Here is a 12,467-nt window from a genome sequence, read left to right on the forward strand (position 1 = left end):
ATCTGATTTAAGTCAATGACATGGATTCTGCTCACTGAATTCGTGATTGAATAACGCTGTGATCGTAGGTTAAATTATGCACTTCGGCCAAATGTTAATCAGCGAACGGCACATATAAAAAAGCGAACCTCAATTGAGGCTCGCTTTTTCGACTTTCAATGTCAGCTTAGACAGCTCACACCGCTATTAGCAGCTTCCTCTGCATGGCGAACTAAAAGCAGTCCCCGGAACCCGCACCCACCCTTCCATCAGAACCCGCGCACTGCGGCTCATAATGGCCTTGGTTGCCGTCCACTGCCCATTGACGATTTCCGCTTCCGCACCCACCCGCAAGGTGCCGGACGGATGGCCGAAGTTCACCACGCTGCGCTCCCCTCCCCCCGCGGCCAGATTGACCAGGGTGCGGGGAATGGCGGCGGCGGTGCCGATGGCGACGGCGGCGGTGCCCATCATGGCGTGGTGCAGTTTGCCCATGGACAGGGCGCGCACCAGCAGGTCGATTTCACCCGCATCCACTTGCTTGCCACTGGATGCCGCATAGCCCTTGGGTGCCGCGACGAACGCGACCTTGGGGGTATGCTGGCGAGCCGCTGCCTCTTCCACCGTTTCGATCAGGCCCATGGCCTTCGCACCATAAGCACGAATAGTCTCGAACATGGCGAGGGCCTTGTCGTCACCGTTGATGGCTTCCTGCAGCTCGGTGCCGGTGTAACCGATATCCGCGGCGTTGACGAAGATGGTCGGGATACCGGCGTTGATCATGGTGACTTTCAGGGTGCCCCCTTTCACAACATCAGCGGGCACCTCCAAATCGTCCACCAGGTTGCCGGTGGGGAACATGGCCCCTTCGCCATCCGCCGGGTCCATGAATTCGATCTGCACTTCGGCCGCCGGGAAGGTGACGCCGTCCAGTTCGAAATCACCGGTTTCCTGTACTTCCCCATTGGTGATGGGCACGTGGGCGATGATGGTTTTCTTGATGTTGGCCTGCCAGATGCGCACGGTGCAGATGCCGTTTTGTGGGATGCGCTCGGCATCGACGAAGCCGCTGTTGATGGCGAAGGCGCCTACGGCGGCGGTGAGGTTGCCGCAGTTGCCGGACCAGTCCACGAATGGCTTGTCGATGGAGACCTGGCCGAACAGGTAATCGACGTCGTGGTTTGGCTGCTCGCTTTTGGACAGGATGACGGTTTTGCTGGTGCTGGAGGTGGCTCCGCCCATGCCGTCGGTCTGCTTGCCGTAGGGATCGGGGCTGCCGATTACGCGGAGCAGGAGGTTGTCGCGCGCGGCGCCTGGGACCTGGGCGGATTCCGGGAGGTCCTGCAGGCGGAAGAACACGCCTTTGCTGGTGCCGCCGCGCATGTAGGTGGCGGGGATTTTGATTTGGGGGGCGGAGGTCATTTTTAGTCTCGCGGGAAACTTGTTCTTGGTTGTAGGAGCCTGCCTGCAGGCGAACAGTTTGGTGCTTCGTGGCTGTTCGCTTGCAAGCAAGCTCCTACGGGTGCTTTGTGGGTGGTTGTTCGCCTGCGGGCAGGCTCCTACAGGTGGTGCAAATTACGCGTTGGCTTCGGCTTCCAGGAAGTCTTTGGCGAAGCGTTGTAGGACGCCGCCGGCTTCGTAGATGGAGACTTCTTCCTGGGTGTCCAGGCGGCATTTGACCGGGACTTCTACGGTTTCGCCGTCTTTGCGGTGAATGAGTAGGGTCAGGGTTGTGCCTGGGGTGCGGTCGCCGGTCACGTCGTAGGTTTCGGTGCCGTCGATGCCGAGGGTCGTGCGGGTGGTGCCCGGCAGGAACTCCAGCGGCAGCACGCCCATGCCGATGAGGTTGGTGCGATGAATGCGTTCGAAGCCTTCGGCGACGATGGCTTCTACACCGGCTAGGCGCACGCCTTTGGCGGCCCAGTCGCGGGAGGAGCCCTGGCCGTAGTCGGCGCCGGCGATAATGATCAGCGGCTGCTTGCGGTCCATGTAGGTTTCGATGGCTTCCCACATGCGGGTGACCTGGCCTTCCGGCTCGACGCGAGCGAGGGAGCCCTGCTTCACTTCACCGTTTTCGTTGCGCACCATTTCGTTCAACAGTTTCGGGTTGGCGAAGGTGGCGCGCTGGGCGGTGAGGTGATCGCCGCGGTGGGTCGCGTAGGAGTTGAAGTCCTCTTCCGGCAGGCCCATTTTCGCCAGGTATTCACCGGCGGCACTGCTGGCCAGGATCGCGTTGGACGGCGACAGGTGGTCGGTGGTGATGTTGTCACCCAGCACCGCCAGCGGGCGCATGCCTTTCAGCGCACGCTCACCGGCCAGCGCGTCTTCCCAGTACGGTGGGCGGCGGATGTAGGTGCTTTGCGGGCGCCAGCTGTATAGTGGGTCGCCCTTCTCTGCCGCGCTCTTTTCCAGATCGAACATCGGGATGTAGACCTCGCGGAACTGCTCGGGCTTCACGCTCTGTTTGACGATCGCGTCGATCTCTTCGTCGCTCGGCCAGATGTCTTTCAGGGTGACCGGGTTGCCGTCTTTGTCGTAACCCAGGGTGTCTTTTTCGATATCGAAGCGGATGGTGCCGGCGATGGCGTAGGCGACGACCAAGGGCGGCGAAGCCAGGAACGCCTGCTTGGCGTAGGGGTGGATACGGCCGTCGAAGTTGCGGTTGCCGGACAGTACGGCGGTAGCGTACAGGTCGCGGTCGATCACTTCTTTCTGGATGACCGGGTCCAGCGCGCCGCTCATGCCGTTACAGGTGGTACAGGCAAACGCGACCACGTCGAAGCCCAGTTGCTGCAGTTCCGGTAGCAGGTCGGCTTCTTCCAGGTACATTTTTACGGTTTTGGAACCCGGCGCCAGGGAGGTTTTCACCCAGGGCTTGCGGGTCAGGCCGAGCTTGTTGGCGTTGCGCGCAATCAGGCCCGCGGCAATTATGTTGCGCGGGTTGCTGGTGTTGGTGCAGCTGGTGATCGCGGCAATGATCACGGCGCCGTCGGGCATCAGGCCCTCTTTCTCTTCCCATTTCTCTCTCCAACCTTCTTGAGCGATGCCGCGGTTGGCCAGCTCGGAAACCGGCAGCAGTGCGTGCGGGTTGGATGGGCCGGCCAGGTTGCGGGTAACGGAAGACAGGTCGAACTTGAGCACGCGCTCGTATTCGGCGTCTTTCAAAGAGTCCGCCCACAGGCCGGTTTCTTTTGCGAATTTTTCTACCAGGGCTACCTGCGCGTCGTCGCGGCCGGTGAGTTTCAGGTAGTCGATGGTCTGCTCGTCGATGGCGAACATGCCGGCGGTGGCGCCGTACTCGGGTGTCATGTTGGCGATGGTGGCGCGGTCGCCCAGGCTCAGGCTGGAGGCGCCTTCGCCGTAGAATTCGAGATACGCACCCACCACACGCTCGCGGCGCAGGAATTCGGTCAGCGCCAGTACCATGTCGGTACCGGTGATGCCGGGCTGCAGTTTGCCGGTCAGTTCGACGCCGACGATGTCGGGCAGGCGCATGTAGGAGGCGCGGCCGAGCATGACGCTTTCGGCTTCAAGGCCGCCCACGCCCACGGAGATTACGCCGAGCGCATCCACCATCGGGGTGTGGCTGTCGGTGCCGACGCAGGTATCCGGGAAGGCCACACCGTTTTTCACCTGCACCACCGGAGACATTTTCTCCAGATTGATCTGGTGCATGATGCCGTTGCCGGGCGGGATTACGTCGACGTTTTCAAACGCGGTTTTGGTCCAGTTGATGAAGTGGAAGCGGTCTTCGTTGCGGCGCTCTTCCACTTCGCGGTTTTTTTCGAACGCGTTTTTTTCAAAACCGGGGTGTTCGACGGCCAGGGAGTGGTCGACGATCAACTGGGTGGGGACCACCGGGTTTACTTTGGCGGGGTCACCGCCCTGCTCTGCGATGGCGTCGCGCAGGCCGGCGAGGTCCACCAGTGCGGTCTGGCCGAGGATATCGTGGCAGACGACGCGCGCGGGGAACCAGGGGAAGTCGAGGTCGCGCTTGCGTTCGATGATTTGTTTCAGGGCTGCGGTGAGGTTTTGTGGTTCGCAGCGGCGCACCAGATTTTCCGCGAGGATGCGCGAGGTGTATGGGAGTTTGGCGTAGGCGCCTGGCTGGATTTTTTCGACGGCTTCGCGGGTGTCGAAATAATCGAGGTCGGTGCCAGGGAGATTTTTGCGGTATTCGGTATTCATCTATTTCACCAAAGTGAATCTTGGCTTTGTGTGTTCGCTGGGGTTGGCCCTGTAGGAGCCTGCCTTGCAGGCGAACAGATCGCGCTTCGTTGCTGTTCGCCTGCAGGCAGGCTCCTACAGGGGGTGGTCCCGAATTTTGTGCGGAGCTTGCGCTCGGCGTTCCCGAGGGTGTTTCCGCTGTAGGAGCCTGCCTTGCAGGCGAACAGATCGCGCTTCGTTGCTGTTCGCCTGCAAGCAGGCTCCTACAGGGGGTGGTCCCGAATTTTGTGCGGAGCTTGGGCTCGGCGTTCCCGGGGGTGTTTCCGCTGTAGGAGCCTGCTTGCAGGCGAACAGGTCGGTGCTTCGTTGCTGTTCGCCTGCAGGCAGGCTCCTACAGGGGGTGGTCCCGAATTTTGTGCGGAGCTTGCGCTCGGCGTTCCCCGGGGTGTTTCCGCTGTAGGAGCCTGCCTGCAGGCGAACAGGTCGCGCTTCGTTGCTGTTCGCCTGCAGGCAGGCTCCTACAGGGGGTGGTCCCGAATTTTGTGCGGAGCTTGCGCTCGGCGTTCCCGGGGGTGTTTCCGCTGTAGGAGCCTGCTTGCAGGCGAACAGGTCGGTGCTTCGTTGCTGTTCGCCTGCAGGCAGGCTCCTACAGGGGGATTAGCGCTCGGCGATTGGGGTTACTTTGCGCAGTTCCGGGCCGACATATTCCGCGCTTGGGCGGATGATGCGGTTGTCGGCGCGCTGTTCAAATACGTGGGCGGCCCAGCCGGTTACGCGGGACATTACAAAGATCGGCGTAAACAGCTTGGTGGGAATGCCCATGAAGTGATACGCGGAGGCGTGGAAGAAGTCGGCGTTACAGAACAGCTTCTTCTCGCGCCACATGACTTCTTCGCAGCGTACGGATACCGGGTACAGCACGTCGTCGCCCACGTCGGCGGCGAGTTTTTCGGACCACTGCTTGATGATGGCGTTGCGCGGGTCGGATTCGGTGTAGACCGCGTGGCCGAAGCCCATGATCTTTTCTTTGCGCTCGAGCATGCCGAGCAGTTCTTTTTCCGCTTCGTCGGCGGAGGAGAAACGCTCGATCAGTTCCATTGCGGCTTCGTTGGCGCCGCCGTGCAGCGGGCCACGCAGGGAGCCGATGGCGCCGGTGATGCAGCTGAACAGGTCAGACAGGGTCGACGCACACACGCGCGCGGTGAAGGTGGAGGCGTTGAACTCGTGCTCGGCGTACAGGATCAGGGAGACATTCATCACCTGCTCGTGCAGCGCGTTCGGTTTTTCGTCGCGCAGCATGTGCAGGAAGTGGCCGCCGATGGAGTCATCGTCGGTTTCGGTTTCGATGCGCACGCCGTCGTGGCTGAAGCGGTACCAGTAACAGATGATGGACGGGAATGCGGCCAGCAGGCGGTTGGCTTTTTCCTGCTGCTGTGCGAAGGATTCTTCGCCTTCCAGGTTGCCCAGCATGGAGCAGCCGGTGCGCATGACGTCCATTGGGTGTGCGTCGGCGGGGATGCGTTCGAGCACTTCTTTCAGTGCCTGTGGCAGGCCGCGCAGGGTTTTCAGCACGCCTTTGTAATCGGCCAGTTGCGCTTTGTTGGGCAGTTCGCCGTAGAAAATCAGATAGGCGACTTCTTCGAACTCGCAGTTTTCGGCGAGGTCTTTTACGTCGTAACCGCGGTAGGTCAGGCCGGAGCCGGATACGCCTACGGTGGAGAGTGCGGTTTTACCGGCTACCTGGCCACGCAGGCCTGCTCCGCCAACTTTTTTCTCTGCCATCGTTAATTCCCCTATCAGTTTAAGTTTTACTTCGTCATGCCGGACTTGATCCGGCATCCAGTACAGCGGCTTCGATCTACCTCCGTTCTGGATCCCGGCATGCGCCGGGATGACGAGGTTGGGCGTTGTGGTTTTGTAGGAGCCTGCCTTGCAGGCGAAAATTTAGCTCCTGTGCCAAGCAGCCGTCCCTGGAGCAGTTTCCGGCCCGGCCATCCATGGCCGGTCGCTGATCTGAGCAGCGAGCAATGCTCGCAAAACGCTCAGTTCAGCCATGCAGGCAGGCTCCTACAGGGTGCATCTCGTTACTTTTTGAAGAGTGCATCGAGCTTGTCTTCAAACTCGTGGTAGTTCAGGTAGTCGTACAGTTCGGCGCGGGTCTGCATGGTGTCTACCACGGCCTGTTGGTCGCCGTTGGCCAGAATGCTGGTATAGACGTTTTCCGCCGCCTTGTTCATGGCGCGGAACGCGGACAGCGGATACAACACCATATCGGCGCCGGATTCCGCGAGTTCTGCCTTGTTGTACAGCCTGGTTTTACCGAACTCGGTGATGTTGGCGAGGATCGGTACGTTCAAAGCGTCTTTAAAGGCGCGGTAGTGTTCGAGTTCGGTCACCGCTTCCGCGAAGATGCCGTCGGCGCCGGCTTCGATGCAGGCCTGGGCGCGTTCGATGGCGGCTTCGAGGCCTTCCTGGGCGAAGGCGTCGGTGCGGGCCATGATGAAGAAGTCATCGTCGGTGCGGGCGTCTACCGCGGCCTTGATACGGTCGACCATTTCCTCTTTGGAGACGATCTCTTTGTTGGGGCGGTGGCCGCAGCGCTTCTGCGCGACCTGGTCTTCGATGTGCACGGCGGCAGCGCCGGCGCGGATCATTTCTTTGATGGTGCGCGCGATGTTGAAGGCTCCACCCCAGCCGGTGTCGATATCCACCAGCAGCGGCAGGCTGGAGGCGGCGGTAATGCGGCGCACGTCTTCCAGCACGTTGTCGAGGCTGGTCATGCCCAGGTCCGGCAGGCCGTAGGAGGCGTTGGCGACGCCGGCACCGGAGAGATAGATGGCCTGGTGGCCGATGCGCTCGGCCATGATGGCGGTATAGGCGTTGATGGTGCCGACGACCTGCAGGGGCTGGTTTTCTTTCAGTGCCAGACGGAAGCGTGCGCCGGCGGATTCTGGTCTGCTCATAAGCTGTCTTCTCTCATCAATTCTGCTTGGCTAGTTTGTTTTCGATATTGCTGCGGGACGCGCGGATGTGGCGCCGCATCAGGATTTCCGCCAGTTCTCCGTCGCCGGCTTCGATGGCATCGATGATGTGGCTGTGCTCGCGGAAAGCGCGGTGCGCGCGCGGGCTGGCCATGCCGAGCTGGTAGCGGTACATGCGCACGCGGTAGTAGAGCCGGTTGCAAAGGGTGTCGATCAGCAGGTCGTTGTTGGAGGCCTGTACGATGCGGAAGTGGAAGTCGAAATCCCCTTCCGGCTGGTAATAGGCGGTGCCGGCCTGGAGTTCTTCCTGTTGTTCGTGGCGGGCGAGCATCTGGCGCAGCTCTACCACGTCTTCTTCCGTGCGGTTCTGCGCGGCGAGCCGGCAGGCCATGCCTTCGAGGGCTTCGCGCACGTCGTAGAGTTCCAGCAGCCCGCGTTCGGTGAGGTCCACCACGCGGGCGCCGACATTGACCCGGCGTTCTAACAGGCCGAGGGATTCCAGCCGCATCAGCGCCTCGCGCAGGCTGCCGCGGCTGGCGTCGAAGCGGCGCGCCAGTTCCGGTTCGCTGATCTTGCTGCCAGCAGCCATGTGCCCTTCGACAATTTCACGGCGCAGGGTGAGGAAAAGACGGTCAGCCAGACTTTGGGAACCGCGGGTACCTTTGGGTACCTCCGCTTCCGTGGTGTTGATTGCGGTTTCGGATTGCACGGTCGTGAGCCTGCTCAACATTGTCGACAATTTCTAGGTTGGACCAGCTTAATTTGCCACTTTTTTGCCGTCAACCGTATTTTTTGTCAACACATTGGGAAATTTAGGCTATACGGCGCGATAGATTGGAGCCGCCGGGGTACGGGGAAAAATAAGACGGGACGGTCATGCTGCAGTGCGCGCCCTGCGCAGCCCACAAGTTCTGTGCTGTGGCCTGCGAATTGCAAAGTTCGACCAAAAAAGAACGCAACGGAGCGGAATGGTAGTCTTGAAATAGTGATATGGGCATAATAGCGCCCGCGCTGACCCGGGTGCGGATAAACACGCCTGGCCACTCTATCCTTATGGATAGCCGTCGCCGCTGGCGCCGCTGGCCATCCGTATCGAAAATGACACGTCGAGAGTATCAAGCAGATTCAAATCATGCCTAAGAGTATTATCAGGCGCTGGCTGCCGACTCCCGAACAAGTAAGAGCCAATAACAATCTGCGGTTTCTCGGCAATCTGCTGCACGACCCTAACCTCTTCCACCTGAATCGGCATTCCGTATCTGTGGCCTTTGCCGTGGGTATCTTCACCAGCTTCCTTCCCCTGCCCGGCCAGATGCTGATCGCCGCCCTGCTCGCACTCTGGTTCCGCTGCAACCTGCCGCTGTCGGTGGCCCTGGTGTGGATTACCAACCCGGTCACCATGCCGGCGATTTTCTATAGCACCTACAAGCTGGGGGCGTGGATTCTGGGTGCACCACCGGAGCCCTTCGAGATCGAGCTTTCGTGGGAGTGGTTGCGGGATGAGGTTGGGCGAATCTGGCTGCCGCTGTTTTTTGGCTCGCTGATCTGCGGCATTTTCTTTGCCGCTGTCGCCTATTTTGCAATGCAGGGGATCTGGCGTTGGCATGTGGTGAAACGGTGGAAGACACGGCTGGAGCTGCGCAAGACGCAGCTCGATCAGGGCAATTAACCTGTCATCCCGGGCCCGACCCGGGATCCACCCAGAAGTTGCCGGACAGTATGTCACTGGATGCCGGATCAAGTCCGGCATGACGGAGTACCGCAAACGTCATCCCGGCGCATGCCGGGATCCAGAACGGAGGTAGATCAAAACCACTGCCCTGAATGCCGGATCAAGCCCGGCATGACAGTGGTCAGAAATCCTGGCGCAGGGCCGCCGCCGGTTGCACGCGGCTGGCTTGTAACGCCGGGTACAGGGTGGCAATCAGGCTCAGCAGGAACCCGGCCCCCACCACCAGCGCCACATCCCCCCACTGCAGTTCCGACGGCAGATAATCCACCGGATAGACGTCAGACTTAAGGAACTGGATGCCAAACAGGGATTCAAGCCCCGCCACCGCATCGGTGACCAGTAGCGAGCCGATGACTCCGAGCAATCCACCCACGAGAACCCCCACCAGCCCCACCAGAGCCCCCTGGCTCACAAAGGTCAGCAGGATTTCGCGGGTGCTCGCACCCATGGTGCGCAGGATGGCGATGTCCCCGTGTTTGTCGATCACGACCATCACCAGCGTCGACACAACGTTGAACGCGGCGATGGCGATGATCAGAAACACCAGCAGACTGACCAGATTGCGAGACATCTGGATCGCCTGGTACAGATTGCCGTGGGTGCCGGTCCAGTCATTGCCGTAGTAGCCTTCCGCCGGCAACTGGCGCAGCAGGTTCTGGAACACTGCGAACGAGCGCAGCATGTCCTTCATCCGCATTTGCACCCCGGCTCCACCGGCGCCGCCGGCCAGTGCCTGGGCCTGCGCCCAATCCACCAGTGCCAGCGAGTGATCCAGCGCGGTGCCGGAGTGGAAAATATCCACCACCCGGAAGCCCGCCAGCTGCGCCGCCGCGCGGCCGCCGGATTCCGAATTGCCACTCTGGGGAACGATGATGGAGAGCTGTTCACCTACCGCGATTTCCAGCTTGTCGGCGATGCCTTTGCCCAGAATGATGCCGGGTTCCGCCGGGTCATTGGTGAGCGCGGTAAAGCTGCCGGGCTGCAGGAATTCGCCGATGCTCGATACGTTGACGATGGTCTCGGGATTCACGCCCTGCACCAGAAGCGGGGAAACTTCGAGACCGTTGCGAGCAAGGCCATTGACCTGCCACACCTCCGCCGCCGCGGTGACACCATCCATTGCCGCCACCTGATTGCGCACTGCAGTCCAGTCGATTTCCGGGCTGGCGTTGTAGACCGTGGCGTGGGGCATGATGCCGAGAATGCGCTCGCGCAGTTCGCGGTCGAACCCGTTCATCACCGACATCACCACAATCATCAGCGCCACACCCAGGATCAGGCCGATCATGGAGAGCCCGGAGATAAACGACACCAGGCCAGCCGAGTCGTTGCCTCCGCGCTGGGCGCCGGCATAGCGCAGGCCGATAAAGGCGGGAAGCGGCCTAAACATGATCGCCCTGCTGCCAGTCTTCGGTGAGCTGGCCGTCGATAAGATGCAGGCAGCGGTCCAGTGCGCCGGCGAGATCCGGGTCGTGGGTGACGATAACGAAGCTAATGCCGGTTTCGTCGTTGAGGCGGTCCATAAGCTTGTGAATTTCCCTGGCGGTGGCCCGATCCAGGTTGCCGGTGGGTTCGTCCATCAGCACACAGGCGGGCCGCGCCACCAGTGCGCGGGCAATGGCAACGCGCTGACGCTCACCGCCGGACAGTTGCGCCGGCTTGTGATCCAGGCGCTGGCCAAGGCCCACGGCCTCCAGCATTTCCCGCGCCTGGGCGCGGGACTCCGCCACCGAACGCTTGCCGATCAGCAGCGGCATGGCGACGTTTTCCAGCGCGGTGAATTCGTTCAGCAGATGGTGAAACTGGTACACAAACCCGAGACTGCTGTTGCGCAGCCAGCCGCGCTCGTTGGCATTGAGCGACGCCAGGTTCTGGCCGCCCACCCACACCTCGCCGGTGCTCGGCGTGTCCAGCCCGCCGAGCAGGTTCAACAGGGTAGATTTGCCGGAGCCGGAGGCGCCGACAATGGCAAGGCGCTCGCCCTTCGGCACCTGCAGTTCAACACCGCGCAGCACCTGCAGTTCGTTGGCGCCCTGGCGGTAGGTTTTGGTGAGGCCGTGGCAGGCGAGCACCACTTCCGCACTGGCCTGTGGGCGTGATTCTTCGGGATGGATTTCCACTTGGCTGTTCATATATCGGTTCAGTTTTTGTGTACCTGTAGGAGCCTGCCTGCAGGGCTGAGATGAGCGTTAAGCGAGCACTGCTCGCTGCTCATTTCAGCGACCGGCCATGGATGGCCGGGCCGGACGCTGCTCCAGGGATGGCTGCTTGGCACCAAGCCTGGAAGTTCGCCTGCAGGCAGGCTCCTACAGCAGTGTTGGTTATTCGTATCGCAGTGCTTCGGCGGGCGCGATCTGCGCCGCGCGCCAGGCCGGGAACAGGGTCGCCAGCAGGCTCATGATGATCGCGGCACTCAGCACCATCACGGCATCAGCGGCGCGGAATTCCGAGGGCAGGAAGCTGACGAAAAACACCCGCGGATCAAAAATCTTCGCACCCACCACATGCTCGATCCAGGACACAAGATCGGTGAGGTTCAGCGCAATCAGCGTACCGAGAAGGCCGCCAGTCACCGCGCCGATAATGCCAATCGCACTGCCCTGCACCACGAACACCGCCATGATCTGGCGCGATGTGAGGCCGAGGGTGCGCAGTACGGCGATGTCCGAGCGCTTGTCGGCCACCATCAGCACCAGCGCGGATACGATATTGAATGCGGCTACCGCCACAATGATCATCAGCATTAAGGTGACGACGGTTTTCTCCATTTTCACCGCCTGGAACAGGCTGCCCTGGGAGTGGCTCCAATCCTCGCCGGTAAACCCCTCCCCCAGCGAAGCGGCATAGCCTTCGACAACGCCGAGGGCGTTGTTCATATCGTCAAACTTGAGCTGCAGCCCCTGCACCTTGCCGGGCATGCGTAGCAGGCGCGCGGCGTCGTCCAGGTGCATAAGCGCCATGTTCTGGTCCACCTGCGCGCCCACGGAAAATACCCCGGCCACGGTAAAACGCTTGGTGCGGGGAAAGATGCCGGCAGGCGTTATGGTCACTTCCGGCAGGGTGAGAATTACGCTGTCACCGGGGATAACGCCCAGCTGGCGGGCGAGAATACGTCCGAGGACGATGTGGTAACTGCGCGGTTCCAGCCCGTCGAGGCTGCCCATCAGCATATGTTCACCCACGGCCGACACTTCCCGCAGGGCCACTGGATCGACCCCCTGGAACTCCACACCCTGGGATTGATTGTTGGCACCGAGCAGTGCAAAACCGCGCACAAAGGGGCTCGCGGCGAGTACATGGGGTTGCTCGCGCAGGCTGCCCGCGACGGCAGGCCAATCCTCGAGGCCCTCTTTTTTCTCCACAAAACCGTGCGGTACCACGGACAGGATGCGGGTCTTCAGTTCACGATCGAAACCGTTCATCACCGAAGTGACCACGATCAACGCCAGAACGCCCAGCGCCATACCCAGCAGAGAGAAGCCATTGATGAAAGAAATGAATTGCTGCCGTCGGCGGGCGGCCACATAGCGCAGGCCGATATAGAGGGGAACTGGTTTTATCATGGGGCTGATTTAAGCGGAAAAACGCCAAGAAATCCAAGTATTTAC

General features: G+C 61.0%; 9 protein-coding genes. 1 reads left to right on the forward strand and 8 read right to left on the reverse strand.

Annotation, left to right across the window (positions count from 1 at the left end; translation table 11 throughout):
- Positions 1-186: 186 nt before the first annotated feature.
- The 5 genes from prpF to GNX18_RS05665 all read right to left on the reverse strand — a co-directional run bounded on the left by prpF (position 187) and on the right by GNX18_RS05665 (position 7,836).
- Positions 187-1,401: a 2-methylaconitate cis-trans isomerase PrpF gene (gene prpF, locus GNX18_RS05645; protein WP_166216059.1), complete on the reverse strand. Its 1,215-nt coding sequence runs from the start codon at positions 1,399-1,401 to the stop codon at positions 187-189.
- Positions 1,402-1,554: 153 nt separating this feature from the next.
- Positions 1,555-4,167, reverse strand: coding sequence for a Fe/S-dependent 2-methylisocitrate dehydratase AcnD (gene acnD / locus GNX18_RS05650; protein ID WP_166216062.1), 2,613 nt, complete (start codon positions 4,165-4,167; stop codon positions 1,555-1,557).
- Positions 4,168-4,803: 636 nt separating this feature from the next.
- On the reverse strand, positions 4,804-5,928 hold the full coding sequence (prpC, locus tag GNX18_RS05655; protein WP_138234634.1) for a 2-methylcitrate synthase: 1,125 nt from the start codon (positions 5,926-5,928) through the stop codon (positions 4,804-4,806).
- A 302-nt stretch (positions 5,929-6,230) separates the two neighbouring features.
- Positions 6,231-7,109, reverse strand: a complete 879-nt coding sequence (gene prpB / locus GNX18_RS05660; protein WP_166216066.1) for a methylisocitrate lyase — start codon at positions 7,107-7,109, stop codon at positions 6,231-6,233.
- A gap of 16 nt (positions 7,110-7,125) precedes the next feature.
- The gene (locus GNX18_RS05665) at positions 7,126-7,836 is read right to left on the reverse strand and encodes a GntR family transcriptional regulator (protein WP_240914256.1); all 711 of its coding nucleotides are present in this window, start codon (positions 7,834-7,836) and stop codon (positions 7,126-7,128) included.
- Between the two features lie 423 nt (positions 7,837-8,259).
- Between GNX18_RS05665 and GNX18_RS05670 the strand changes: the two genes are divergently transcribed.
- Positions 8,260-8,796 (forward strand): DUF2062 domain-containing protein, encoded by a 537-nt coding sequence (locus GNX18_RS05670; RefSeq protein ID WP_166216069.1) that lies wholly within the window; start codon positions 8,260-8,262, stop codon positions 8,794-8,796.
- A gap of 184 nt (positions 8,797-8,980) precedes the next feature.
- On the opposite strand, the gene GNX18_RS05675 is transcribed toward GNX18_RS05670, so the two are convergent.
- The 3 genes from GNX18_RS05675 to GNX18_RS05685 all read right to left on the reverse strand — a co-directional run bounded on the left by GNX18_RS05675 (position 8,981) and on the right by GNX18_RS05685 (position 12,422).
- Entirely contained in the window at positions 8,981-10,249 is a 1,269-nt protein-coding gene (locus GNX18_RS05675) for a lipoprotein-releasing ABC transporter permease subunit (RefSeq protein ID WP_166216071.1), read from the reverse strand.
- Positions 10,242-10,991, reverse strand: coding sequence for a lipoprotein-releasing ABC transporter ATP-binding protein LolD (gene lolD / locus GNX18_RS05680; RefSeq protein ID WP_166216074.1), 750 nt, complete (start codon positions 10,989-10,991; stop codon positions 10,242-10,244). The genes GNX18_RS05675 and lolD overlap by 8 nt, the downstream gene beginning before the upstream one ends.
- Before the next feature lie 189 nt (positions 10,992-11,180).
- On the reverse strand, positions 11,181-12,422 hold the full coding sequence (locus GNX18_RS05685; protein ID WP_166216077.1) for a lipoprotein-releasing ABC transporter permease subunit: 1,242 nt from the start codon (positions 12,420-12,422) through the stop codon (positions 11,181-11,183).
- Positions 12,423-12,467 lie beyond the last annotated feature (45 nt).

This window comes from Microbulbifer sp. SH-1 (genome assembly GCF_011326135.1).
GTDB lineage: Bacteria > Pseudomonadota > Gammaproteobacteria > Pseudomonadales > Cellvibrionaceae > Microbulbifer > Microbulbifer harenosus.